Source organism: Rhodococcus sp. NPDC003348 (genome assembly GCF_053589375.1).
In genome coordinates this window covers 90156-113896 of record NZ_JBSFRT010000002.1, presented here as the reverse complement: position 1 = coordinate 113896, position 23741 = coordinate 90156, and the positions used below count along the sequence as shown (strand labels likewise).

22 protein-coding genes are annotated in these 23741 nt (G+C 70.4%); 3 read left to right on the top strand and 19 right to left on the bottom strand.

Annotation, left to right across the window (positions count from 1 at the left end; translation table 11 throughout):
* Positions 1–58 precede the first annotated feature (58 nt).
* The 6 genes from ACWDU4_RS01955 to ACWDU4_RS01930 form a co-directional block, all read right to left on the bottom strand.
* Complete coding sequence (locus tag ACWDU4_RS01955) at positions 59–1051, bottom strand: sulfate/molybdate ABC transporter ATP-binding protein (protein WP_450112156.1); 993 nt, start codon at positions 1049–1051, stop codon at positions 59–61.
* Positions 1048–1854 (bottom strand): sulfate ABC transporter permease subunit CysW, encoded by an 807-nt coding sequence (gene cysW, locus ACWDU4_RS01950; protein ID WP_450112155.1) that lies wholly within the window; start codon positions 1852–1854, stop codon positions 1048–1050. Before cysW ends, ACWDU4_RS01955 begins: the two co-directional genes overlap by 4 nt.
* Positions 1851–2774 carry a sulfate ABC transporter permease subunit CysT gene (cysT, locus tag ACWDU4_RS01945; protein ID WP_450112154.1) on the bottom strand — a complete coding sequence of 308 codons (924 nt, stop codon included), beginning with the start codon at positions 2772–2774 and terminating at the stop codon, positions 1851–1853. The genes cysW and cysT overlap by 4 nt, the downstream gene beginning before the upstream one ends.
* Positions 2775–2781: 7 nt before the next feature.
* Positions 2782–3828, bottom strand: a complete 1047-nt coding sequence (locus tag ACWDU4_RS01940; RefSeq protein WP_450112153.1) for a sulfate ABC transporter substrate-binding protein — start codon at positions 3826–3828, stop codon at positions 2782–2784.
* A 167-nt stretch (positions 3829–3995) separates the two neighbouring features.
* A complete protein-coding gene (locus ACWDU4_RS01935; protein WP_354003507.1) occupies positions 3996–4085 on the bottom strand; it encodes an Ms4533A family Cys-rich leader peptide in 90 nt (29 codons plus the stop codon).
* Positions 4086–4221: 136 nt separating this feature from the next.
* Positions 4222–4434 (bottom strand): hypothetical protein, encoded by a 213-nt coding sequence (locus ACWDU4_RS01930; RefSeq protein WP_450112152.1) that lies wholly within the window; start codon positions 4432–4434, stop codon positions 4222–4224.
* Between the two features lie 64 nt (positions 4435–4498).
* Between ACWDU4_RS01930 and ACWDU4_RS01925 the strand changes: the two genes are divergently transcribed.
* Positions 4499–6496, top strand: a complete 1998-nt coding sequence (locus ACWDU4_RS01925) for a glycoside hydrolase family 15 protein (RefSeq protein WP_450112151.1) — start codon at positions 4499–4501, stop codon at positions 6494–6496.
* Between the two features lie 110 nt (positions 6497–6606).
* On the opposite strand, the gene ACWDU4_RS01920 is transcribed toward ACWDU4_RS01925, so the two are convergent.
* From ACWDU4_RS01920 to ACWDU4_RS01910, 3 genes are all read right to left on the bottom strand, one after another.
* Complete coding sequence (locus ACWDU4_RS01920; RefSeq protein WP_450112150.1) at positions 6607–7536, bottom strand: NAD(P)H-dependent flavin oxidoreductase; 930 nt, start codon at positions 7534–7536, stop codon at positions 6607–6609.
* An 83-nt stretch (positions 7537–7619) separates the two neighbouring features.
* Complete coding sequence (gene lepA, locus ACWDU4_RS01915) at positions 7620–9494, bottom strand: translation elongation factor 4 (protein ID WP_450112149.1); 1875 nt, start codon at positions 9492–9494, stop codon at positions 7620–7622.
* Between the two features lie 200 nt (positions 9495–9694).
* Positions 9695–11584 carry an alkyl/aryl-sulfatase gene (locus ACWDU4_RS01910; RefSeq protein WP_450112148.1) on the bottom strand — a complete coding sequence of 630 codons (1890 nt, stop codon included), beginning with the start codon at positions 11582–11584 and terminating at the stop codon, positions 9695–9697.
* A gap of 140 nt (positions 11585–11724) precedes the next feature.
* Between ACWDU4_RS01910 and ACWDU4_RS01905 the strand changes: the two genes are divergently transcribed.
* Complete coding sequence (locus tag ACWDU4_RS01905; protein ID WP_450112147.1) at positions 11725–12276, top strand: type II toxin-antitoxin system PemK/MazF family toxin; 552 nt, start codon at positions 11725–11727, stop codon at positions 12274–12276.
* 66 nt (positions 12277–12342) lie between these two features.
* Here ACWDU4_RS01905 and ACWDU4_RS01900 read toward each other — a convergent pair whose 3' ends face one another.
* The 4 genes from ACWDU4_RS01900 to ACWDU4_RS01885 are packed head-to-tail and all read right to left on the bottom strand — an operon-like array spanning position 12343 to position 16635.
* Positions 12343–13116, bottom strand: coding sequence for an aquaporin (locus tag ACWDU4_RS01900; protein ID WP_450112146.1), 774 nt, complete (start codon positions 13114–13116; stop codon positions 12343–12345).
* Between the two features lie 54 nt (positions 13117–13170).
* The gene (locus ACWDU4_RS01895; RefSeq protein ID WP_450112145.1) at positions 13171–14013 is read right to left on the bottom strand and encodes a transglutaminase family protein; all 843 of its coding nucleotides are present in this window, start codon (positions 14011–14013) and stop codon (positions 13171–13173) included.
* Positions 14010–14978, bottom strand: coding sequence for an alpha-E domain-containing protein (locus ACWDU4_RS01890; protein WP_450112144.1), 969 nt, complete (start codon positions 14976–14978; stop codon positions 14010–14012). The genes ACWDU4_RS01895 and ACWDU4_RS01890 overlap by 4 nt, the downstream gene beginning before the upstream one ends.
* Positions 14965–16635 (bottom strand): circularly permuted type 2 ATP-grasp protein, encoded by a 1671-nt coding sequence (locus tag ACWDU4_RS01885; RefSeq protein ID WP_450112143.1) that lies wholly within the window; start codon positions 16633–16635, stop codon positions 14965–14967. The genes ACWDU4_RS01890 and ACWDU4_RS01885 overlap by 14 nt, the downstream gene beginning before the upstream one ends.
* Before the next feature lie 217 nt (positions 16636–16852).
* Between ACWDU4_RS01885 and rpsT the strand changes: the two genes are divergently transcribed.
* On the top strand, positions 16853–17113 hold the full coding sequence (gene rpsT, locus ACWDU4_RS01880) for a 30S ribosomal protein S20 (RefSeq protein ID WP_387469975.1): 261 nt from the start codon (positions 16853–16855) through the stop codon (positions 17111–17113).
* 90 nt (positions 17114–17203) lie between these two features.
* On the opposite strand, the gene holA is transcribed toward rpsT, so the two are convergent.
* The 6 genes from holA to ACWDU4_RS01850 form a co-directional block, all read right to left on the bottom strand.
* Complete coding sequence (gene holA / locus ACWDU4_RS01875) at positions 17204–18172, bottom strand: DNA polymerase III subunit delta (protein ID WP_450112142.1); 969 nt, start codon at positions 18170–18172, stop codon at positions 17204–17206.
* Positions 18173–18181: 9 nt separating this feature from the next.
* Positions 18182–20476, bottom strand: coding sequence for a ComEC/Rec2 family competence protein (locus ACWDU4_RS01870; RefSeq protein ID WP_450112249.1), 2295 nt, complete (start codon positions 20474–20476; stop codon positions 18182–18184).
* 50 nt (positions 20477–20526) lie between these two features.
* Positions 20527–21363: a ComEA family DNA-binding protein gene (locus tag ACWDU4_RS01865; RefSeq protein WP_450112141.1), complete on the bottom strand. Its 837-nt coding sequence runs from the start codon at positions 21361–21363 to the stop codon at positions 20527–20529.
* Positions 21364–21450: 87 nt separating this feature from the next.
* Positions 21451–22338, bottom strand: coding sequence for a DegV family protein (locus tag ACWDU4_RS01860; protein WP_450112140.1), 888 nt, complete (start codon positions 22336–22338; stop codon positions 21451–21453).
* A gap of 5 nt (positions 22339–22343) precedes the next feature.
* Positions 22344–23123 carry a diglucosylglycerate octanoyltransferase gene (gene octT, locus ACWDU4_RS01855; protein WP_450112139.1) on the bottom strand — a complete coding sequence of 260 codons (780 nt, stop codon included), beginning with the start codon at positions 23121–23123 and terminating at the stop codon, positions 22344–22346.
* Complete coding sequence (locus tag ACWDU4_RS01850) at positions 23113–23694, bottom strand: histidine phosphatase family protein (RefSeq protein ID WP_450112248.1); 582 nt, start codon at positions 23692–23694, stop codon at positions 23113–23115. Before ACWDU4_RS01850 ends, octT begins: the two co-directional genes overlap by 11 nt.
* Between the last annotated feature and the right edge of the window lie 47 nt (positions 23695–23741).

Below are 23741 nucleotides of genomic sequence, written 5' to 3'. Positions count from 1 at the left end.
GGGCCCGGTGGTGAGAACCACCGGGCCCCGCTCTTGTCCGACTCGGCTCTCGTTCGATTCAGGCCGGGATGTTCGGGATCAGCGTGGCGCGGGCGTAGACGGTCTCGCCCTCCTTCAACTGCAGCGCCTCGCTGTCACCGCGGGTGACCTGAGCGGCGAACAGATCACCGGTGGCCGCGTTGCGGAGCTCGACCCGCACCTCGAAGCCGAGATGCACGACGCGTTCGACCGTCGCACGGGTGACGCCGGCCGACTCCGCGGTCCCCGCCTTCTGCGCGACCGCCATGCTGGGGTCGCGGCCGACGCGGATGTCGTGCGGGCGCACCAACTGCCCGTTCAGCTTGGCGACCGGGCCGAGGAACGACATCACGAAGTCGTTCGCCGGGCTGTCGTACAGCTCGCGCGGGGTGCCGACCTGTTCGATCCGGCCCTTGTTGAGCACCGCGATCCGGTCGGCGACGTCGAGCGCCTCCTCCTGGTCGTGCGTGACGAGCACGGTCGTCACGTGCACCTCGTCGTGGAGACGCCGCAGCCAGGTGCGCAGGTCCTCGCGGACCTTCGCGTCGAGGGCACCGAACGGCTCGTCGAGCAGCAGCACCTGCGGGTCGACCGCGAGCGCGCGGGCCAGTGCCATGCGCTGACGCTGTCCACCGGACAACTGCGCCGGGTAGCGGTGCTGGAAGCCGTCGAGCCCGACGATCTCAAGCAGCTCGTTGACCCGCTTGTCGATCTCCGCCTTCGGACGCTTGCGGATCTTGAGGCCGAACGCGACGTTGTCGCGCACCGTCATGTGCTTGAACGCCGCGTAGTGCTGGAACACGAACCCGATGTCGCGCTTCTGCGGCGGCACCCCCGTCACGTCCTTGCCCGCGATCGTGATGGAGCCGGAATCGGGATGCTCGAGCCCGGCGATGGACCGCAGGAGCGTCGACTTGCCGGATCCCGACGGTCCGAGCAACGCGGTCAGCGATCCCGACGGAATGTCCAGGGTGAGGTTGTCGAGCGCGGCGAAGTCGCCGTAGTTCTTACGGGCGCCGATCACCGAAATCATGCGTTGCTCCTCTTGCGGTCCAGCAGCGTCATCAGCAGCAGCGTCACCAGGGCGATGCCCATCAGCAGCGTCGCCGCGCAGTACGCGCCGTAGGTGTTGTGGTCGTCGATGTAGCGCGAGTGCACCAGCAGGGTCAGTGTCTGCGAGACGCCGGGGAAGCCCGACGACACCATGATCACGGCGCCGAACTCGCCGAGCGAGCGGGCGACGGTCAGGACGATGCCGTACGTCAGACCCCAGCGGATCGCGGGCAGGGTGATCCGCCAGAACGTCTGCCACTTGGAGGCGCCGAGCGTCGCGGCGGCCTGCTCCTGCTCGTCGCCGATCTCGTGCAGCACCGGTTCGACCTCACGAACGACGAACGGCAGCGTCACGAAGATCGTCGCCAGCACCATGCCGGGCAGCCCGAAGATCACCCGGAACCCGAGCGAGTCCAGCCCGCCGAACCAGCCGTTGACGCCCCACAGCAGGATCAGCGACACACCCACGACGACCGGTGAGACCGCGAACGGCAGGTCCACCACCGCCTGCACCAGTCCGCGACCGGGGAACCGGCCACGGACCAGCGCGAGGGCGGTGATCACGCCGAAGATCACGTTGATCGGCACCACGATCGCCACGATCAGCAGCGACAGGTTCAGCGCCGAGATCGCCGCCGGGGTGGAGATCGCCTCGAAGAAGCTGACGATGCCCCTTTCGAACGTGCGCCACAGGATCACCCCGATGGGCACGAGGAGCAGCAGCACCAGGTAGCCGAGGGCGACCACCCGCATACCGAGGCGGGTCGGGGTCGAGACGTTCATGCCGTCTGCTCCTCACGTCGCTGGCTGCGGCTCGCGAGGATGCGCAGCACGAACAGCGTCACGAACGCGATCGCCAGCAGCGCCACCGACACCGCAGCCGCGTTGACGGGACGGTCGATCTCGATCTGCTGCTGGATGTACTGCGACGTCATCTGGGTCTCGCGAGGGATGTTGCCGCCGATCAGGACGACGGACCCGTACTCACCGATGGCTCGGGCGAACGCGAGGCCGGCACCGCTGATGATCGCCGGGGTCAGGGTCGGGAGCACCACCTTGCGGAAGATGGTCCAGTTGCTCGCGCCGAGCGATGCGGCGGCCTGCTCGACCTCACGGTCGGTCTCGATCAGCACCGGCTGCACCGACCGGACCACGAACGGGAGGGTGACGAACGCGAGCGCGACGACCAGTCCGGGCTGGGTGGCGTTGAGCTGCACGCCGATCGGACTGTTCGGCCCGTACAGCGACAGCAGCACGATGCTGGCGACGATGGTCGGCAGCGCGAACGGCAGATCGATCAGGGCGTTGACGAAACGCTTGCCGGGGAACTCGTCGCGCACCAGCACCCACGCGATGAGTGTCCCCATCACCACATTGATCAGTGCCACCACGACCGACACCCAGACGGTGACGCGCAGCGACGCGAGGGCCGCGGGGCTGGTGATCGCGTCCCAGAAGCCGCTGAGGCCGTCCTCGAACGAGGTGACCGTCAGCGCCGCGAGCGGCAGCAGCACGATCACGCTCAGCCACAGCATCGTGATGCCGATGCCGAGCGGCCCGACGGTGCCGGTGACGGTGAACCATCGGCGCCTGCGGCGGGTGGGTGGGGTGGACGCGCTCGGCGTCGCGGACGAGTCTTCGGACTCGGGGCCGGGTCCGCCGATCTCGGACACCGATCCCCCCGTCGTAGTGGTACTGGTCACGGTGAGACTACTTGCTCGCGGCGTCGTAGATCACGGCGATCGACCCGGTGTCCTTGGCGAACAGCGAGGCGTCGACGGCCTTCCAGCCGCCGAGGTCCGCGATGGTCCACAGCTTCGCCGGAGCCGGGAAGTCGGCGGCGAACTTCTCCGCGACCGCCGGGTCCACCGGCCGGAAGCCGGCCTCGGCCCACAGGGTCTGCCCCTCGGTGGTGTAGAGGAAGTCCTTGAAGGCGTTGGCCTGCTCGAGGACCTTGCTGTTCTGGATCACGGCGACGGGGTTCTCGATCTTGAAGGTCGTCGGCGGGGTGACGTGCTCGACCGGATCGCCGTTGCGCTCTGTGAAGATCGCCTCGTTCTCGTAGCTGATCAGCACGTCACCGGTGCCCTGCAGGAAGGTCTCGGTCGCCTCCCGGCCCGACTTCGGCTGCACCTTCACGTGATCGGTCACGAGCGCGTTCACGTAGTCCAGACCGGCCTGCGGGTTCTTGCCGCCGTCGCTCTTCGCCGCGTACGGGGCGAGCAGGTTCCACTTCGCCGAGCCCGAGCTGAAGGGGTTGGGGGTGACGACCTCGACGCCCGGCGCGAGCAGGTCGTCCCAGTCCTTGATGCCCTTGGGGTTGCCCTCGCGCACGACCAGGGTGACGACCGACCCGAACGGAATTCCGTTGTAGGCGTCCTTGTTCCAGTCGGCGCTCACCAGGCCGGCGTCGACGAGGCGGGTGATGTCGGGCTCGACCGAGAAGTTGACGACGTCGGCCTGCGCGCCGTCCTTGACCTTCCGCGACTGGTCACCGGACGCACCGTAGGACTGCTGGAAATCGACGTTCTTGCCGGCTTCGGTCTCCCGGAACGCCGGGATCACCTTGTCGAAGCCGGGCTTCGGCACGGCGTAGGCGTACAGGCTGACGGTGCCGCCGCTGCCGTCACCGGAACCGCTCTCGCCTCCCCCGGCCACGTCACTGGACCCGCCGCTGCACGCGGTCAGGGCGACGGCTCCCGCGGTGACGACGGCGGCCAGGAGGCCGAAACGGGAGATGCGGGCACGAACGCTCATCGAGATGCCTTTCACGATTCGCCGCGCGGGGCGAATGGGGGGACGGGGGTCGTCGAGACCGCCGTGAACGCCGCGGCCGGGCGGCTGCGTTCACGGACACGAAGTGTGAGGAAGGTGCCCGCTGCGTGGGGCGAACCGGCCGGCGCGATGCACAACGGCGGAGGGGATCAACAACAGTCGATGTCGGCGACTGCGAGCATGCCGACAGCGATCAACGCCAATTCATGGCGGACCTGGTGTACGGCAGTGGCAGACACGCCGACGAATCTAGCAGAGGTCGGGTGACGGATCTAACCCGGCGGCCGCCGGGGGCGGGTCAACGGGTCAGCAGCCAGCCGATGAGGACGAGGACCAGCAGGGCGATGAGCATCAGGGTGACGCGAGACCGGGGCATCAGCGCTCACCCGCCGCGACGACCTCCGCCGAGACCTGGTCCCGGTCGCGTCCGAGCAAGGCGAGCGCCCGCGCCAGCGCCACGTCGAAGATGCGCGCGACACCGTATGCGGCAGGCATCGCGACCGCCATCACCAGCAGCAACTGCGGAACGTAGGGCAGACCGATGACCCACAATTCAAGGCCGTCCCACCAACTGGCGATCTGATTCACGCCCTCACCCTACGCGGGCGCGTCTGCGGTGGACGACGGCGCCCACCGCGCCCATGATGTGGAGATGACGGCCACCGAACACGATGTGAACGGGCTGAGCACCGGCACCGACGAGTCGCTCTCCGCGAACCTGCCTGCGACGGTCGAGACCTCGACGCACCGCAGCAGGTTTCCCCCGATCGACGACTACGCGTTCCTTTCGGACTGCGAGACGACGTGCCTGATCGCGCGCAACGGTTCGGTGGAGTGGATGTGCATCCCGAGGCCGGACTCGCCGAGCGTGTTCGGCGCGGTGCTGGACCGCAGCGCGGGTCATTTCCGGATCGGCCCGTACGGACAGAACGTCCCGGCGGCCCGCCGGTACCTGCCGGGCGGGCTCATCGTCGAGACCACCTGGCAGACCGAGACCGGGTGGCTGATCGTCCGCGATGCCCTGGTGATGGGTGCGTGGCACAACAACGACCAACGGTCGCGCAGCCACCGCCGCACCCCGACCGACTGGGACGCCGAGCACATTCTGCTGCGCACGGTGAAATGTGTCAGCGGCGTGGTTGAGCTGGAGATGAGCTGCGAGCCCTCGTTCGACTACCACCGGACACCGGCGAAGTGGGAGTACACCGGCAAGGTCTACGAGGAGGCCACCGCGACCTGCGACGGCAGCGCGATCGGCGCACACCCGACGCTGCGCCTGACGTCCAACCTGAAGCTGGGCATCGAGGGCCGCGAGGCGCGGGCCCGCACCCGGATGAAGGAGGGCGACAACGTCTTCGTTGCGCTGTCGTGGTCGGATCTGCCTGCGCCGCAGACGTTCGACGAGGCCGCCGACAAGATGTGGACGACAGCCGAGTGCTGGCGCCAGTGGATCACCATCGGCCGCTTCCCCGACCACCCGTGGCGCGGCTACCTGCAGCGCAGCGCCCTGGCGCTGAAGGGACTGACCTACGCCCCGACCGGCGCACTGCTCGCCGCGTCCACCACGTCGATGCCGGAAACGCCGGGTGGGGAGCGAAACTGGGACTACCGCTACGCGTGGGTGCGGGACTCCACGTTCGCGTTGTGGGGGTTGTACACCCTGGGACTCGACCGGGAGGCCAACGACTTCTTCGCGTTCATCTCCGACGTGTCGCAGTCCGACCACGGACACCCCGACTCGCTGCAGGTGATGTACGGGATCGGCGGCGAGAAGACGCTCGAGGAATCCGAACTCGACCACCTGTCCGGCTACGACGGTGCCCGCCCGGTCCGCATCGGCAACGGCGCCTACAACCAGAAGCAGCACGACATCTGGGGCACCATGCTCGACTCGGTGTACCTGCACGTCCGCTCCCGTGACCAGGTGCCGGACGCACTGTGGCCGCTGCTCAAACGCCAGGTGGAAGAGGCGATCAAGCACTGGCGGCAACCGGATCGCGGCATCTGGGAGGTGCGCGGCGAACCGCAGCACTTCACCTCGTCGAAGGTGATGTGCTGGGTGGCTCTCGACCGGGGTTCGAAACTCGCTGCGCTGCACGGCGAGAAGTCGTACGCGCAGCAGTGGTCGGAGATCGCGGACGAGATCAAGGCCGACGTCCTCGAGCACGGCGTCGACGAGCGGGGGGTGTTCACCCAGCGGTACGGGCACCCGTCGCTGGACGCCTCGCTGCTACTGGTCCCGCTGCTGCGCTTCCTGCCCGCCGACGACCACCGCGTCCGCGCCACCGTGCTGACCATCGCGGACGAGCTCACCGAGGACGGCCTGGTGCTTCGCTACCGCGTCGAAACCACCGACGACGGACTGTCCGGCGAGGAGGGCACGTTCACGATCTGCTCGTTCTGGCTGGTGTCCGCACTCGTCGAGATCGGTGAGCTTGCCCGCGCGAAGCGCCTGTGCGAGAGGCTCCTCGGCTTCGCGAGTCCCCTCAAGCTGTACGCGGAGGAGATCGACCCCCGCACCGGAAGGCATCTCGGCAACTTCCCGCAGGCGTTCACCCATCTGGCGCTGATCAACGCGGTGGTGCACGTCATCCGCGCCGAGGAGGCCGGCGACACCGGAGCCTTCCAGCCCGCGCACTCCCCCATGTGAGCCCACCCGCCCGCCCCGCCACCCCCCAGCCCATTCGACCGAATGTGGCCCTCGGTCACTTCAAGTGACGGAAGGCCACATTCGGTCAGATGGACGGGGGTGTGCCCGGGTCAGGAGAAGCGGGACAGGAGCCGCTCGGCGTCGGCGGCGATCTGCCGCACCACCTCACCGGCGGGCCGCACGTCGCGCACCAGGCCGACGGCCTCGCCCGCGTACACCACGCCGCGGCGCGGATCGGCGGCGTCGTACGCCTGCTCCAACTGCTCGACCGGAGTGTCGGTGCCGTGGAAGTCGCGGGTGAAGTCGTTGGCGATGGCCCGTCCGCCCCATCGCTCGGGCCACGGCTGGTGCCGTGCCCGGTCGAACACCGCGGTGTAGACGGTGTCGGCGCTGCCTGCGTCGACGACGGCGGTGCGGGCGTAGTCGGGGCCGACGGTCTCGGGGCTGGCCAGCAGCGCGGTGCCGATCAGCGCACCCTGCGCACCGGCCGCGATCACCGCCGCCAGGCCGCGGCCGGTGCCGATGCCGCCGGCCGCCAGGACCGGCAACTCGGTGGCGTCGAGCAGTTCCTGCAGCAACGGCAGGGTGCCGATCCGCCCGGTGTGCCCGCCGGCCTCGCCGCCCTGCGCGATGACCACGTCCACCCCGGCCCGCTCGACGACCCGCAGATCCTCGAGCGTGTTCACCTGGGAGGCAACGAGAATCCCGGCGGCGTGCGCCCGCTTCACGTACGGCGCGGGATCACCGAACGACAGGGTCAGCAGTGTCGGGTTCTCGTCGATCGCGGCGCCGAGGAGGGTGTCGTCGTCGTCGAGCGACCACGTCATCAGGCCGATGCCGACCCGACCGCCGCGCTCACGCGCGACCGCCGCCTCCGCCGCGATCCACTCCGGCGTCGTGTACCGGGCCGCGCCGAGCATGCCGAGGCCACCGGCCTTCGACACCTCGCCGGCCAGCGCGCCGCCGGCGCGTCCACCCATCGGGGCGCCGAGGATCGGCACCTCGAGTCCCAACGTCTCCGTCAACCAGGTCTCGAGCATCGTTCCCCTCTCGGCTGCGACTCCGCCGCCCGTGAGTCTGTGCGGCCCGGTGCGGACCGGTAAGACTCACGGGCGCGCAGCGCCTACTTCTTGGGCTTGTCCGCGACAGACTCGTTCGACAGCGCCGCCACGAAGGCCTCCTGCGGGACCTCGACCCGACCGATGGTCTTCATCCGCTTCTTGCCCTCCTTCTGCTTCTCGAGCAGCTTGCGCTTACGGCTGATGTCGCCGCCGTAGCACTTGGCGAGCACGTCCTTGCGGATCGCGCGGATGTTCTCGCGGGCGATGATCTTCGAGCCGATCGCGGCCTGGATCGGCACCTCGAACTGCTGGCGCGGGATCAGCTCGCGCAGCTTGGTGGTCATCTTGTTGCCGTAGGCGAAGGCGGAGTCCTTGTGCACGATCGCGCTGAACGCGTCGACGGCCTCGCCCTGCAGCAGGATGTCGACCTTGACGAGCGCGGCCTGCTGCTCGCCCGCCTCCTCGTAGTCGAGGCTGGCGTAGCCCTTGGTCCGGGACTTGAGGGCGTCGAAGAAGTCGAACATGATCTCGCCCATCGGCAGCGTGTAACGCAGCTCGACACGCGTCTCCGAGAGGTAGTCCATGCCACCGAGCTCGCCGCGGCGGCTCTGGCACAGCTCCATGATCGCGCCGGTGTACTCGCTCGGCGCGATGACGGTGCACTTGGCCATCGGCTCGTACACCTCGCGCACCTTGCCCTCGGGCCAGTACGACGGGTTGGTCACCTCGTGCTCGGAGCCGTCCTCCATGATCACGCGGTACACCACGTTCGGTGCGGTGGAGATGAGGTCGAGGCCGAACTCACGCTCGAGGCGGTCTCGGGTGATCTCCATGTGCAACAGGCCGAGGAAGCCGCAGCGGAAGCCGAAGCCCAGCGCCACGGACGTTTCCGGCTCGTAGGCCAGCGCGGCGTCGTTGAGGCGCAGCTTGTCCAGCGCGTCGCGCAGCACCGGGTAGTCGGAGCCGTCCATCGGGTACAGACCGGAGTAGACCATCGGCTTGGGGTCGCGGTAGCCGGTCAGCGGCTCGGAAGCGCCGCCCCGGAAGGTGGTGACGGTGTCGCCCACTCGGGACTGGCGCACGTCCTTGACGCCGGTGATGAGGTAGCCGACCTCGCCGACGCCGAGGCCGACGGTGGCCTTGGGTTCGGGCGAGATGATGCCCACCTCGAGCAGTTCGTGGGTGGTACCGGTCGACATCATGGTGATCTTCTCGCGGGGACGGATCTTGCCGTCCACCACTCGCACGTAGGTGACGACGCCGCGGTAGGCGTCGTAGACCGAGTCGAAGATCATCGCGCGCGCCGGACCGTCCGCGTCGCCGACCGGCGCGGGCACCTGCTTGACGACCTCGTCGAGCAGCTCCTTCACACCGACACCGGTCTTGCCGGAGACCCGCAGCACGTCCTCCGGCTCGCAGCCGACGATGTGCGCGATCTCGGCGGCGTACCTGTCCGGGTCGGCCGCGGGCAGGTCGATCTTGTTGAGCACCGGGATGATGGTGAGGTCCTTCTCCATCGCCAGGTACAGGTTGGCCAGGGTCTGGGCCTCGATGCCCTGCGCGGCGTCGACGAGCAGCACCGCACCCTCGCATGCCTCGAGCGCGCGGGAGACCTCGTAGGTGAAGTCGACGTGGCCCGGCGTGTCGATCAGGTGCAGGACGATCTGTTCGGTGGTGCCGTCCTCGTTCTCGACGGTCCACGGGAGCCGCACGTTCTGCGCCTTGATCGTGATGCCGCGTTCGCGCTCGATGTCCATGCGGTCGAGGTACTGCGCGCGCATCGCGCGCTCCTCGACGACCCCGGTGAGCTGCAGCATCCGGTCCGCCAGCGTCGACTTGCCGTGGTCGATGTGCGCGATGATGCAGAAGTTCCGGATCCGCGACGGATCCGTGAACGTCGTCTCCGCGAAGTTGCTGCTCAAGCCCAATTCCCTCATCTCACTCGCGCACCTGTACCGACCCGGTCCGGTCGCCCGTCCCGTACTGGTCCCGCACCGGGACGACGTCCGCCGCGTCCCGTGCCCTCCCATCATCCCTTGACGGCAGGTGCGCGTACACATCGAGGGTCACCACCGGCGACTTCACTGCGCGGGGACCGCACGTCCCGCGGTCCGGGGGTCGAAGGTGGGCCGTGAGGTCAGGGCGTCACGATGGCGAAGTCCGGGTCGGGCGCATCGAGATAGCCGACCAGCTCGACCAGCTTGCCGGCGTCGCCGTCGACCGCCACCTCCTGCGCCGCGATCATGGCGTCGAGACCGCGGTGGCCGAGCAGGGCGTCGTGCAGATTCTGCCGGGTCAGGGTGAACGCGACATCGGGTGCGGGCATTTCGCCGTCCACGTCGAAGTGCACCAGCACCCCGTTGCGGAGCTGGGTGCGGTGGGTGAGCGCGGGATCCGTCAGATGCCAGTCGATCGTGACCCGCGCTGCCCAGGCGCGCGGCCCGTCGACCCGCAGCGAGATCGCGTCGAACAGCTGCTCCACGTTGAGCGCCGCGGAGATGTCCTGGGATGCCGTGACGGTGGGGGTTCCGATCGCGCCGTGGCGCAGTTCGTAGGCACCCATGAGGAAGAAGTTCCGCCACGTGCCGTTCTCGGACCCGAATCCGAGTTGCTCGAGGGTGTCGGCCTGCAGTGCCTTCGCCTCGGCGTTGTCCGGATCGGCGAAGATCACATAGTTCACCACCTGTGCGACCCAGCGATAGTCACCCGCGGCGAACGACTCGCGGGCCTTGTCCAGGACCGCCTGCGCACCGCCCATGAACTCGACGTGCCGCTGCGCCGCGTCGACGGGCGTGTGCTGCCACAGGGTCGCGGGGTTGCCGTCGAACCAGCCCATGTAGCGCTGGTAGATGGCCTTGACGTTGTGGCTGACCGAACCGTAGTAGCCGTGTGTGTGCCACGCCTGCTCGATCGCGGGCGGGAGCTGAATCTCCTCGGCGAACTCGATTCCCGTGACGCCCTTGTTGATCGCCCGCAGCGTCTGGTCGTGCAGGAAGCCGTACAGGTCGCGTTGCAGGGACAGGAACTCGGTGAGCCGCTCGGTGCCCCAGGTCGGCCAGTGGTGCGAGGCGAACAGGACGTCCGATTCCGCCGCGTACTTGTTGATCGACTCCGTCAGGTACTTCGCCCACACGTGCGGGTCACGGACCAGCGCACCACGGAGGGTCAGGAGGTTGTGCAGCGTGTGCGTGGCATTCTCCGCCATGCACAGGGCTCGCCGGTCCGGGAAGTGGAAGTTCATCTCCGAGGGCGCCTCGGTGCCGGGTGTGAGCTGGAACTCGATGCGCACGCCGTCGAGCACCTCGGTCTGCCCGGTCCGGCCGATGTCGACGGTAGGCGTGATGAGGGTCGGTGTCCCCGTCGAGGTGGTCGGTCCGAGACCGGCGCCGACCGCTCCCAGCGGCCCGCGCGGCAACGCGGCGCCGTACATGTAGGCTGCCCGCCGCCCCATGGCGGTGCCTGCGTACACGTTCTCCGCCACCGCGTGCTCGACGAATCCGGTCGGCGCCAGGATGGGGCAGCGGCCCGCGGCCACATCCTCCTCGGTGGTGACACCCTTGACGCCGCCGAAGTGATCGATGTGGCAGTGCGAGAAGATCACTCCCGTCACCGGCCGTTCACCGCGGTGCTCGCGGTACAGCGCCAGCCCGGCGGCGGCGGTCTCGGCCGAGATGAGGGGGTCGATCACGATCACCCCGGTGTCGCCCTCGACCAGGGTCATGTTGGACAGGTCCAGCCCGCGAATCTGGTAGATCCCGTCGGCGACCTCGTACAGCCCCTGCATCGCGCACAGCCGGGACTGCCGCCACAGACTCGGATGGACCGTTGGCGGGCAGTCCTCGTCGAGGAACGCGTATCCGTCGCTGTCCCACACCACCTCGCCGCTCGCGTTCGTGACCACCCCGGGTTCGAGCGCCGCGACGAAGCCGCGCCGGGCGTCCTCGAAGTCCTGAACGTCGCCGAACGGGAGCTCTCGGGACGCGCTCGCGTTCCCGTTCTGGACAGTCGCGGTGGCATCGCTGCTCATGGCATCTCTCCTCGTCATTCCTCGGGGCTCGCCGCGAGCATGTCACCGGCGACGATCCGGCGCCCTCACCCAGACCGGATGAATCGGTGCCGTGGCGGGTGCCCATCCGACCGGACCGCACCCGTCGCTAGGTTGGAGGCATGGCTTCGAAGTGGACGCGGATCGGCAGGCAACTCGGCGACATCGCACTGCGTGAGGGCCCGCGGCTGCTGAAGGGATTGCAGAAGTCCGGGGTGCTGCCCCGGGCGAAGACCGCGGCGCCGGAACGAAAGCCGGTCCGGCCCGGGCGCCCGGTGTCATCGACCTCGGCCCCGACGGCGCACCGCGCCCGCACCGTCGCGTATGCACCGGACCTGGACGGCCGCGCCGATCCCGGCGAGGTCGTCTGGACCTGGGTCGCGTACGAGGAGGACGCGGGCAAGGGCAAGGACCGGCCCGTGCTCGTGGTCGGACGCGACGGCGAGACCCTGCTCGGCCTGATGCTGTCGTCGAACTCGGACCGGGAGGGCCAGCGCAACTGGCTGGCGCTGGGTGCCGGCGCCTGGGACGGCGAGCACCGCCCGAGCTGGGTGCGACTCGACCGGGTCCTCGACGTCCCCGAGGCCGGGATCCGCCGTGAGGGCGCGATTCTCGACAAGGGCCGTTTCGACAAGGTCGCCGCCCGGCTGCGCCGAGACCACGGCTGGTCCTGACACGAACGCCGATCGGGCGCCGGCCAACAGTGGCCGGCGCCCGATCATCGGTCGCGAAACGAGTTGTCAGTCGTGGAGCCGGTCGAAGCGTCCGAACAGCGAGCGGTACGCGAACGCGCCCAGCGCACCACCGATCAGCGGGAACACGATGAAGGCCCACAGCTGAACCGGCGCGCCGTCCTGGTACCAGGCGACGGCGAAGCTGCGCGCCGGGTTGACCGAGGTGTTGTCGATCGGGATCGACATGATGTGGATGACGGCGAGGGTGAAGCCGATCGCGATGCCGGCGAGCGGCACGTCGGACAGTTGGTCGGTGGACGCGAGGACCACGAACACCAGCAGCGCGGTGAGCAGGATCTCGATCACGATCATCGCGCCGATCCCGTAGCCGCTCTGCAGGACGCCGCCGAGCGGCCCCTGGATCGCGGACGGGCTGTGGTCGCCCCACCCGTTCGCGCCGAGCCCGTTGGTCGCCCGATCGTAGGAGGGCAGGCTCTTGGCGACCGCGAACAGCACCACACCGGCGACGAGACCGCCGAGCACCTGGGCGCCCACGTACATCAACGCCTTCACGGCCTCGATGCGTCCGATCAGGAACTGGCCGAACGTGACCGCCGGGTTGACGTGGCAGCCGGACACCGGGCCGATCGCGTAGACCAGGAACGCCAGGGTCAGACCGAAGGCGAGCGCGACCCCGAGATTGCCGACCTTGCTGCCCGCGATGACGGCCGTGCCGACCGAGACGAACACCAGCACGAACGTGCCGATGCCTTCAGCGACGTACTTCTTGGCATCGGAAAAGTGTTCCTTCTCGGAGATTTCCTGTGCTGTGGGAGACATGTGCCACCTTTTTGCTGCGTCGAAGGACGGAACGGGAATAGCTCCGGCCGGACGCTACGCGAGACGTACCATCTCCACAACGACATCGAGGTCTGTCGAGCCACCTCCCGAGTAAATTCCCTTGAGCGGCGGCACGTCCGCGTAGTCCCGCCCGACGGCAACCGACACGTGCTGCTCGTTCACCAGGACCGCGTTCGTCGGGTCGTATCCCCACCACGACCCGGTCCACGCCTGAACCCAGGCATGCGACTCGGCGCTGACCGCCTCACCCAGTGCCGCATCCGGATTCGGATGCAGGTAGCCGGACACATATCGACTGGGAATTCCCATGGCACGCAGCAGCAGCAAGGTGAGGTGCGCGTAGTCCTGACAGACCCCGCGCCGTTCCTCCCACGCCTCCAGTGCCGAGGTGTGCACGCCGGTCGACCCCGGAACGTACGACATCTGCTCGTGCACCCATCCGGCGGCCGCGACGACGGCCTCGGCGGGCCGGCACTCGCGACGCAGACGCTGCGCGACGTCGTCGAAGTGGTCACTGGACGGGACATAGCCGGTGCCGCACAGGTATTCGCCGTACTGGTCGCGAATGTGATCCTCGCCCAGCCGATCCCAGCCGACGGTGTCCGCAGGGATCGTGACCGCCTCGGTCTCGACCACCGACGAGCCGGTGACGGCGAGCGTGGTGTGCGGGGCGTGCAGGTCGAACGCGGTGACCGCGGTGCCCCAGTAGTCGGTGTAGCGGTACGCCCGGGTGGCCGGCACCGTCTCGACCCGGTTGTGGATGACGTTCTGCCGCGCGTCGCTGCGCGGCGTCAACCGGGCCTCGTTGAACGACGACGTCACCGGTGCGTTGTACGCGAATCCGGTGGTGTGCACCACCCGCAGTCGCCAGGTCATCGCTCCCCCTCCACTCCCGCGGCCACCCCGGCCCCGGCGTCGGTCCACGCCACCCAGGGGGCGGAGTGGAAGTACTGCTGCGCGATCGCCTCCCCCAGGGTGCGGCAGGTGTTCTGCAGCGCGAGCAGGCGCAGTTGCAGGTCCTCCATCACCACCCCAGGCGGCAGGAACTCGAGCTCGCTGCGGGCCCGCCCGAGGATGCGCTGCGCCTCGTCGCGGGTCCCGACCCGGCTGTGCGGGTGGGTGTCGAGCTGGTCGAGACACAGTTCCGCCTGCCGGATCGCGTGGAACACCGACCGCGGGAACAACCGGTCGAGCAGGATGAACTCGACGACGCGGTGGGCGTCGAGGGCCCCGCGGTAGGTGCGCAGGTAGGTGTCCTGGGCGCCGGCCGACCGCAGCACCGTCACCCAGGCCGGGGAACTGTTGCGGTCCCCGGCACGCGAGAGCAGCAGTCGCACCAGCATGTCGACCCGCTCGACGGAGCGGCCGAGCAGCAGGAAGCGGTAGCCGTCGTCACGACTGAGGGTGGAGTCGGCGAGGCCGGCGAACATGGCGGCGCGGGTCTCGACGTAGGCGAAGAACTCGTGCGGACCGAGCCTGCGCGCGGCCCTCTCCCGTTCGGCGAGACCGTGATACGTGGTGTTGAGGCACTCCCACATCTCGGTGGACGTCACTTCCCTTGCACCGCGGGCGTTCTCCCGTGCGCGCGAGAGCGAGTCGACGATCGAGCCCCCTCGATCCCTACCGAACGCGACCAGATCGGTGAGCGACCACACGTCGAGCGGACCTTCCGGCGTGTCGATGCCGAGCACCCGAAGCAGCAGCCGTGACGACCGGTCCGGGTCGACGGTGGAGTCCTCGAACAGCTGGTGGACCGCGACGTCCAGGATCCGGGCGGTGTCGTCGGCGCGCTCGACGTACCTGCCGATCCAGTACATCGACTCCGCGTTACGTGCGAGCATCGGGGCCCACCGCCTTCCCGTCCGACCCGGCCGCCTGCCGTTGTCTGGCGTTTTGCTGCTGCTGTTGCTGCTGCTGTCCGGCGGACAGTTCCGGGCCGAGTTCGCTGTGCCCGGGCCGGACCGGCTCCCCGACCAGTTCACCCCCGCCGAGCTCGCGTTCGGTGTCGGGGACCCGGCCGGCCAGCACCCAGGTGTCCTTGCTGCCGCCGCCCTGGCTGGAGTTGACGACGAGCGACCCCTCCGGCAGCGCCACCCGCGTCAGTCCGCCCGGCAGCACCCACACGCCCTCGCCGTCGTTGACGGCGAACGGGCGCAGGTCCACGTGTCGCGGCGCGAGGACGTCCCCGACCTTGGTCGGCACGGTGGACAGCTGGACCACCGGCTGCGCGATCCAGCCGCGCGGGTCGGCGCGGATCTTCGCGGCGACCTCGGCGAGTTCCCGACGCGAGGCATCCGGCCCGAACACGATGCCGTAGCCACCGGACCCCTCGACCGGCTTGATCACCAGCTCGGCGAGCCGGTCGAGGACCTGCTCGCACTCGTCCGGCAGCCAGCACCGGTAGGTGTCGACGTTCGCCAGCAGCGGCTTCTCGCCGAGGTAGTACTCGATGATCGAGGGCACGTACGTGTAGACCAGTTTGTCGTCACCGACCCCGTTGCCGACGGCGCTGGAGATGACGACGTTGCCCGCCCGGGCCGCGTTGAGCAGCCCGGCGACGCCCAGGACTGAGTCGGGCCGGAAGTGCATCGGGTCGAGGAAGTCGTCGTCGATGCGGCGATAGACGACGTCGACCTGCCGCTCCCCCTCGGTGGTGCGCATGTAGACGACGTTGTCGCGGCAGAACAGGTCCCGACCCTCGACGAGTTCGACACCCATCTGCCGCGCCAGCAGCGAGTGCTCGAAGTACGCGGAGTTCGCGATGCCGGGGGTCAGCACCACCACCGTCGGGTCCGCGGTGTTGACCGCGGCCGACGCCCGCAGCGCCCGCAGCAGTTGTGCGGCGTAGTCACCGACGGCCCGCACCCGGTGCGAAGAGAACAGGTCGGGAAACACCCGCGCCATGGTGCGGCGGTTCTCCATCACATAGGACACCCCGGACGGGGACCTGAGGTTGTCCTCGAGCACCCGGAAGGTGCCGGTGGCGTCGCGGACGACGTCGATGCCTGCGACGTGGATCCGGACGCCGTTGGGAGGCACGATCCCGGCGGCCTCGCGGTGAAAGTGTTCACACGAGGTGACGAGACGTTTCGGGACCACCCGGTCACGCAGGATCTCCTGGTCTCCGTACACATCGGCGAGGAACATCTCCAGCGCCCGGACGCGCTGGGTGATGCCCCGCTCGAGGGCGGCCCACTCGCGTTCGGCGATCACCCGGGGCACCAGATCCAGCGGGAACGGCCGCTCCTGCCCGGAGAGGGAGAAGGTGACCCCCTGATCGACGAACGCCCGGGCGAGCGCGTCGGCGCGGGCGGCGAGATCGGCGGCGTTCGACGGCTCGAGGGCGGCGAAGATCCCCTCGTAGGGTGGCCGCACGGCGCCGCCTGCATCGAACATCTCGTCGTAGGCGAGGGCGTAGCGGCCGATGTCGGTGTATCCGTCGAACACGTCCCCCGCCCCGGTTCCGGGGACTGGTTTCGTGACTGTTCGGGCGTTCATCCGCCCATGGTCCGCCAGCGGCAGCCACCCGGCAGCGCGCACGGTAACGCGCAGGTGAGCAGCCTGAAACAACTGCGTTTCCGGCACCTGGCAACAGCCTGGAGCGACCCGCGGTTTGGGTCATCAGGTTCGGCACTGGTAACGTGGCCTGTCGGTGCACATACGCACCCGAAGCTTTCTCAACCAGAAAACCAGCGAAGACGACAGGATTTTACGCGTGGCCAACATCAAGTCCCAGGTGAAGCGGATCCGTACCAACGAGCGTCAGCGACTGCGCAACCAGTCGGTGAAGTCCTCGCTGCGTACCGCGATCCGTTCCTTCCGCGAGGCTGCTGCCGCGGGCGACAAGGACAAGGCCAACGAGCTCCTCGTCTCCGCCAGCCGCAAGCTCGACAAGGCTGCCAGCAAGGGCGTCATCCACGCCAACCAGGCTGCCAACAAGAAGTCGGCGCTCGCGCTGGCTGCGAACAAGCTCTGACCTAAACGTCATCGCTGGAGACCGCCCGGTCCTCGACCGGGCGGTCTTTTCGCATGTCCGGGGGCCCGGGCCGGACATGCGAAAGACCGGTCAGCCGCGCAGCTCGGCGACCCGGCGGACGGCGTACTCCACCGCGTAGTCGGCGTCGGCCGCGGCACCCTTGACGTCGGCGTTGAGCTGGGCCACCACCTCGAGCGCCGAACCGAGGGTCTCCGGCCGCCAGCCACGCGCCTGCGCCTGTGCCTTCTTCACCTTCCACGGGGCCATGCCCAGGCCCGACGCCATCCGGAACGGGTCGCCGCGGCCGGCCGAGTCCACCCGGGCGATCGTGTGCACGGCGTCGGCGAGGGCGTCGGCGAGCAGCACGTGCGGCACACTCCGAAGCATCGCCCAGCGCAGGGCCTCAAGTGCCCCGGACCGGTCGCCCGCGACCGCCAGTTCCGCGACGTCGAATCCGGACACCTCGGCCTTGCCGGAGTAGTACCGCTGCACCGCCGCGGCGTCGATCTTCCCGCCGGTGTCCGCGGCGAGCTGTGAGCAGGCCGCGGCGAGCTCGCGCAGGTCGGAGCCGACCGCGTCGAGCACCGTCTCGATGACCTCCGGGGACACCCTCACCCCGGCGGCCCGGAACTCGGACCGCACGAAGTCGGCGCGTTCCGTCGGCTTGAGTTTCGCGCACTCGTGCACCTGGGCGCCCGACTTCTGCAGCGCACCGACCATCGCCTTCGCCCGGCCTCCCCCGGAGTGCAGCACGACGATCGTGAACCCGTCGGGTGGCGCGGCCGCGGCGTCCAGCACCAGGGTGACCGCATCCTTGCCTGCCTCGGCTGCGGCCTCGAGGACGATGACCTTGTCCTCGGCGAACAGTGACGGGCTGAGCAGTTCCGCGAGTTCGGCGGGACTGGTGTCGCCGGTCCGCAACCGGCTGACGGGCACGTCCTGGGGATTGTCGGATGCCGCGCGTACCTCCGCGACGATCGCGGAGACGGCGCGGGCGACGAGGAATTCCTCGTCACCGAGAACGAGATGCAGCTGTGCGGGAGCGGCGGAGGTCACCACACGATCCTGTCACGCCCGGCCGACGCGTCGGCGCCGGCGGTGCGTGACGGCGACACCCCCGCCCCCGCCGCGGCTGACCGCGACGTCGCCGCCGCGGTCGGTGCGCGCGACGGTGGCGCCCATCTCCTGCAGGGTCCTCAGGATCCCGGGGTTGGGATGGCCGAAGGTGTTGTCGGCGCCGACCGAGACGATCACCAGCCGCGCCCCGACCGCGCGAAGGAACTCCGGTGTGGTGGTGCGCGAGCCGTGGTGTGGAAGTTTGAGGATGTCCGCGGCGACCGGGACCCGGTCCCGCAGCAGATCCCGCTGTCCGTCCGCCTCGACGTCCCCGGTGAGCAGGATCCGGCCGGCGACGGTGTCCACGGACAGCACCAGCGACTGGTCGTTGGCGGCGGCGTCGCCGTCGCCGGGGTCGCGCGGCGCGGGCAGGGTCGGGCCGAGCACCCGGAATGTGAGTGCCCCCGCCGTCAGCGTCTGCCCGGCCCGCGCCTCGACCACCGGCACCCCCGCCGCCGACGCCTGCCGCTGCACCTGGCCGAACCCCTCCTCCGGCAGCCGCATCGGGCCGGTCACCACGCCGCCCACCGACCGCCCTCGCAGCACCCCGGGCAGTCCGTCGATGTGGTCCGCGTGCAGGTGGGTCAGCACGACGGTGGCCACCGATCGCGCGCCGAGACGGTGCAGACAGTCGTCGACCGGTCTCGGTTGTGGCCCCGCGTCGACGACCACCACCGACCCGTTCCCGGCGTCGAGCACCAACGCGTCGCCCTGCCCGACGTCGCACGCCACCAGCACCCAGCCGCGCGCCGGCCATCCCGGCCACAGCATCCGGACCGGCAGCCACACCAGGGCCACCCCGAGCAGCATCGCGGCGAGCAGGACCCGCAGCCGCCGCACGGCGATCGCCGTCACCGCCGCGACCACCACGGCGGCGATGACCGCGAACCCGATCGCACCGGACGGCACCGAGACCGACGCGCCGGGGAGGGCCGCCGACGTCCGCGCCACCCACAGCAGCCACCACAGCAGCGGCGCGGTGACGTGGGCGGCGAGCGCACCCAGGGGAAGCCACGCCGTGCCCGCCGCCGCGACCACCGCACCGATCACCGTGACCGGGGCGATGACCGGCGCGACCGCGAGGTTCGCCGCGACCGCCACCGTGCTCACGGTGCCGGCCATCGCGGCGACGAGCGGCACCGTGACGGCGTGCGCGGCCACGGCCACCGCGACCGCCTCCGCCGCCACCCGCGGCCAGCCGCGCCGCTGCAGCCACCGCGCCCAGCGCGGCGCCACCAGCACCAGCGCTGCGGTCGCGGCCACGGACAGTGCGAAGCCGAAACTGACGGCCAGGTCCGGGTACAGGGCGAGCAGCGCGATGACCGCGGCGCCGAGCGCGGGCATCGCCTGCCGCCGCCGGCCCACGACCATCGCCAGCAGGACCACCGCCCCCATCGCGGCGGCCCGCAGCACACTGGGCGACGGCCGCGCGAGAATCACGAAGCCCACCAACGCGATTCCGGCGACGACGGCGGTCGTGCGTGGCCCGAGCGCGAGCGCGCGGGTCAGCAGCAGCACCGCACCGAGCAGAATGCTCACGTTGGCGCCCGAGACCGCCGTCAGGTGGCTCAGCCCGGCGGCGGTGAAGTCGTCCTCCACCAGTTCCGGCAGAGCGGTGGTGTCGCCGACGACGAGTCCCGGCAGCAGTCCCGCGGCGTCGGGCGGCAGGGACCGCGCCGATGCCGCGGCGAACCGGTCCCGCACGTGTCCGGCGGCCCGCTGCGCCCAGGACGGCTCCCCGAGCAGGCGGGGTGGGCCGGTGGCGCGGACCACCGCGACGGTCAGGTCGGCGCGCTTCGGTTTGCTCACCGCGCCACGCAGTTCCACCCGCCGGCCGGGCAACAGATCCTGCCAGCCGTCGGACGGGGCGAACACCAGGACCGCGCCGCCCACCTCGACCGCGCCGGCGCCCCGCCCGATCGTCCGCAACGCGGCCCGCACCATCACCGTGTCCTCGCGCGCGGACCGGACCGGCTCGGGATCGCCGCGGGTGTCGACGGTGAGGGTGACGTACCCGCCGCGGTCGGCGAGGGGATGCGTCGCGACGGCGTGTGCACGCACCGCGGTGGCTCCCGCGAATCCGGCGCCGACGAGCAACGCCGCGACGGCGGTTCCGGCCAGCGCGGACCACCGGCCGCGACGGACGATCAGCCCGATTGCCACCGCACCCGACGTGGCGACGACCGCCACCCACAGTGCCGCACGCCAGCCGGCCACGAGTCCGATCGCGGTTGCGGCCCAGCACATCACGGCGGACGGCAGCAGCCGCAGGTCGATCGGACGGGCCTGCCGGTCCGTCACCGAACCGTCACGAGGTCGCGCAGCTTCTCCAGGCGGGCCGGGCCGATGCCGTCCACCTCTCCGAGCTGCTCGACATCGGTGAACCGGCCGTTGGTGGTGCGCCAGGCGACGATCGCGGCGGCTGTGACCGGACCGACGCCGGGCAGCGCATCGAGCTGCTGCTCGGTGGCCGCGTTCAGGTTCACCGGCCCGTTCGGACCGGCCGAGGCGGCCGCAGCCGTCCCTGCACCCGGCCCGGCACCCACGGTCGCGCTGCCCGCGACCGGTGCCGCGCCGGGCGGCGGAGCGACGCCGACCAGCACCTGATCTCCATCGTTAAGCCGTTGAGCGAGGTTGAGCCCCAACAGGTCCGCCCCGTCGCGGGCACCTCCCGCAGCGGCCAGCGCGTCGGCGACCCGTGAGCCCTCCGGCAGGTGGACCAGGCCGGAGGTGTGCACGAGACCGACCACGCTGACCACGAGCTCCTCGGCCGGCGGCCCGGACGGCGCAGGGTCGGACCGCGGCGGGTCGGTCGGCTCGTCGCCGGCGGGGACCGCCGCGGCGACCGGCAGCGGTGCCACCGTCTGCGCGACCGGACGGTCCCGCCACACCACGACCGCGCCGATCCCTGCCGCGGTCAGTGCGACGAGGGCCAGCGCGACCACCCCTCGCCGGCCGGGTGCGAAGCGCAGACGCGGACCGGACGGCTCGGGATCCGGGTCGAGCCAGCCGGGCTGCGCGTCGTCAGGTGACGGGTCGGCGCCCTCCCCCGTCCCGGGCGCCGCTGCGCCTCGTCCGGTGACGGCGTCGAGTCTGCGCCGGATCTGCTCGCGTGCCTCGTCGGTGCTGCCCATGCCCCGACGCTAGGACGGCGCTCGGAGCGAATTTCCGCACAACGGGCGCAAACCCGCTGGGCTGTGGATGAATTCCGGCGCTGTGGACTACTCGGTGTCGCCGGTGTCCGACGCGGGGTCGCCGACCTCCGGACCTGCGCCCGCACCCCCCGGGACGACCAGCAACCCGACCGCACCCGGCCCCAGATGGCTGGCGATGACCGGCCCCAACTCCGCGACGACGAACTCGCTCGCGTCCGGCAGTCGTGGGCGCAGGGCCGCGGCCACCTCGGCCGCCCGCTCGGCTGCGCCGACATGGTGCACCGCGACCGCGACGTCGCCGGGACCGGCCTGGTCGACGGCGGCGTCGACCAGCTTGGCGAGCGCCTTGGTCGCGGTGCGGGTCTTCTCCCGCAGCACCAGTTTGCCGTCGACGAGGTGCAGCACCGGCTTCATCGCGAGCGCGGTACCGAGCAGCGCGGCGGCGGCACCGATACGGCCGCCGCGACGCAGGTGGTCGAGCCGGTCGACCATGATCAGGACCCGGCCCCGGTCCGCGACCTCGACGGCCCGCTCGTAGACGGCGCGCAGCCCGCCACCCGCGCGCGCGACCCGAGCCGCCGCCAGTACGGCGAATCCCAAAGCCATTGCAGTGGACTGGGAGTCGACGATGCGAACCTTCTCCCCCAGCTCCTGCGCGGCCTGTCGGCCCGCCTCCCACGTCCCGGACAACTGCCGCGAGATGTGCACGGCGACGACGCCGTCGCCGCCGCTGTCCTCGAGCGCCTGCGCATACACGGCCGTCAGTTCGCCCGGCGAGGCGCCGGAGGTGGTCACCCCGGTACCGATGTACAGATCCTCCGGCATCGGGTCGAGCCCTTCCCGCAGGTCCTCCCCGTCGACGAGCACGTGCAACGGAACCACCCGGATGCCGAGTTCCTCGGCCAGGTCCGGGTCGAGGTAGGCCGAGGAGTCGGTGACGACGACGACGGACATCGGGCCTACCGGGCCTCGTCGACGACCGCGTGCGCGCCGTCCCCGGCGAGGACGCCGCGAATCGTGGACAGCATCGCCTCGGCGACGGCCTCGTGTCCGGCCCAGCCCCAGTGGATGCCGTCCGGGTTTCCCTCGCCGGAGAAGATGTCCGGGCGGACCGCCTGTGCCAGATCGACCAGGGGAACACCCGTTTCGGCGCTCCACTGCTCGAGCGCACGGACCGCGGCCGGCCGGCCGGCGTGCACCTTGCCGTAGGCGTCGCTCAGGTGCACCGACGGCAGGCAGCCGATCACCGGCAGTTCCGGCCGCATGTAGGCCAGCGACGTGCGGCACTCCTCGAGGTACTCGACGCTCAGTTTCGGCGGCAGCGCGACCGGCCACCCGAGCGGGGACAGTCGGGGTTGCAGCCACTGGTAGGCGTTGCGGACCTGACGGCGCAGCGCCGGCGGCCGCACGTACCGCAACTGTTCCCGCAGCGCGGTCGGCAGCGGGGACGGCAGCGAGTCCATCCCGCCGACCGCGAACACGACCGCAGCGGCCCTGGGCACCGTCGCCCACACCCGCGGATCCTGGATCAGCGCCCAGTACGCGTCCCGGCTGGTCCAGCCGATCCGCGCGACCAACTCGACGTCCCAGCCGAGTTCGGCGGCGACGAGATTCGGCCAGATCCGAGGATGGTTGGCGGGCAGGCCGCCCTTGGGTCCGAAGTACGAGAGCGAGTCGGCGATCACCAGCAGGGTCGGGCGGTCGCCCCGCCCGGGAGCCGTATCCAGGTCAGAGGACATCGCCGGCCACCCTCGCGGAGGCGTTCCACACGTCCAGGCGCCAGGACACCGCGTCGGGTTCCCCGTGCCCGGTCAACTGCACCCAACTGGTGTTGCCGAGACCGCCGAACACCGGCCACCGGTCCACCGGCAGATCCAGCAGCGCGGCGGTCAGTGCGGCGATCAGGCCACCGTGCGCGACCAGCACGACCGGGTCCTCGCCCCATCCCGGGCGGGCGGCGAGCAGTTCCTGCACGACCGGGACCGACCGCCTGGCGACGTCGACTCGGCTCTCCCCGCCGGGCGGAGCCCAGGTGGCGTCGGCACGCCAGGCGGCGCGGGCACCGGGATCACGCTCGTCGACCTGGGTGTGGGTGAGCCCCTGCCACTCGCCGAGGTGGGTTTCCCGCAGTCGCTGGTCGGTGGCGACGGCCAGCCCGGCATGATCACCGAGCGCGGTCGCGGTGTCCAGCGCCCGACGCAGGTCGGAGCTGACGATCTCGGCCGGGCCGCGCTCGCCCAACGCCCGGGCCGCCGACTTGGCCTGCACGCGCCCGAGCTCGGACAGGTCCGTGTCGAGCTGGCCCTGCATCCGGTCACCGGCGTTGTACTCGGTCTGCCCGTGCCGCAGCAGGATCA

What these genes read in the sequence shown, in the direction of transcription:
- ACWDU4_RS01955 (WP_450112156.1), bottom strand. Translation starts at nt 1,051, where the DNA reads ATGATTTCGGTGATCGGCGCCCGTAAGAACTACGGCGACTTCGCCGCG.
- cysW (WP_450112155.1), bottom strand. Translation starts at nt 1,854, where the DNA reads ATGAACGTCTCGACCCCGACCCGCCTCGGTATGCGGGTGGTCGCCCTC.
- ACWDU4_RS01940 (WP_450112153.1), bottom strand. Translation starts at nt 3,828, where the DNA reads ATGAGCGTTCGTGCCCGCATCTCCCGTTTCGGCCTCCTGGCCGCCGTC.
- ACWDU4_RS01925 (WP_450112151.1), top strand. Translation starts at nt 4,499, where the DNA reads ATGACGGCCACCGAACACGATGTGAACGGGCTGAGCACCGGCACCGAC.
- ACWDU4_RS01920 (WP_450112150.1), bottom strand. Translation starts at nt 7,536, where the DNA reads ATGCTCGAGACCTGGTTGACGGAGACGTTGGGACTCGAGGTGCCGATC.
- lepA (WP_450112149.1), bottom strand. Translation starts at nt 9,494, where the DNA reads ATGAGGGAATTGGGCTTGAGCAGCAACTTCGCGGAGACGACGTTCACG.
- ACWDU4_RS01910 (WP_450112148.1), bottom strand. Translation starts at nt 11,584, where the DNA reads ATGAGCAGCGATGCCACCGCGACTGTCCAGAACGGGAACGCGAGCGCG.
- ACWDU4_RS01905 (WP_450112147.1), top strand. Translation starts at nt 11,725, where the DNA reads ATGGCTTCGAAGTGGACGCGGATCGGCAGGCAACTCGGCGACATCGCA.
- ACWDU4_RS01900 (WP_450112146.1), bottom strand. Translation starts at nt 13,116, where the DNA reads ATGTCTCCCACAGCACAGGAAATCTCCGAGAAGGAACACTTTTCCGAT.
- ACWDU4_RS01895 (WP_450112145.1), bottom strand. Translation starts at nt 14,013, where the DNA reads ATGACCTGGCGACTGCGGGTGGTGCACACCACCGGATTCGCGTACAAC.
- ACWDU4_RS01890 (WP_450112144.1), bottom strand. Translation starts at nt 14,978, where the DNA reads ATGCTCGCACGTAACGCGGAGTCGATGTACTGGATCGGCAGGTACGTC.
- ACWDU4_RS01885 (WP_450112143.1), bottom strand. Translation starts at nt 16,635, where the DNA reads ATGAACGCCCGAACAGTCACGAAACCAGTCCCCGGAACCGGGGCGGGG.
- ACWDU4_RS01870 (WP_450112249.1), bottom strand. Translation starts at nt 20,476, where the DNA reads ATGTGCTGGGCCGCAACCGCGATCGGACTCGTGGCCGGCTGGCGTGCG.
- ACWDU4_RS01865 (WP_450112141.1), bottom strand. Translation starts at nt 21,363, where the DNA reads ATGGGCAGCACCGACGAGGCACGCGAGCAGATCCGGCGCAGACTCGAC.
- ACWDU4_RS01860 (WP_450112140.1), bottom strand. Translation starts at nt 22,338, where the DNA reads ATGTCCGTCGTCGTCGTCACCGACTCCTCGGCCTACCTCGACCCGGAC.
- octT (WP_450112139.1), bottom strand. Translation starts at nt 23,123, where the DNA reads ATGTCCTCTGACCTGGATACGGCTCCCGGGCGGGGCGACCGCCCGACC.
- ACWDU4_RS01850 (WP_450112248.1), bottom strand. Translation starts at nt 23,694, where the DNA reads ATGCAGGGCCAGCTCGACACGGACCTGTCCGAGCTCGGGCGCGTGCAG.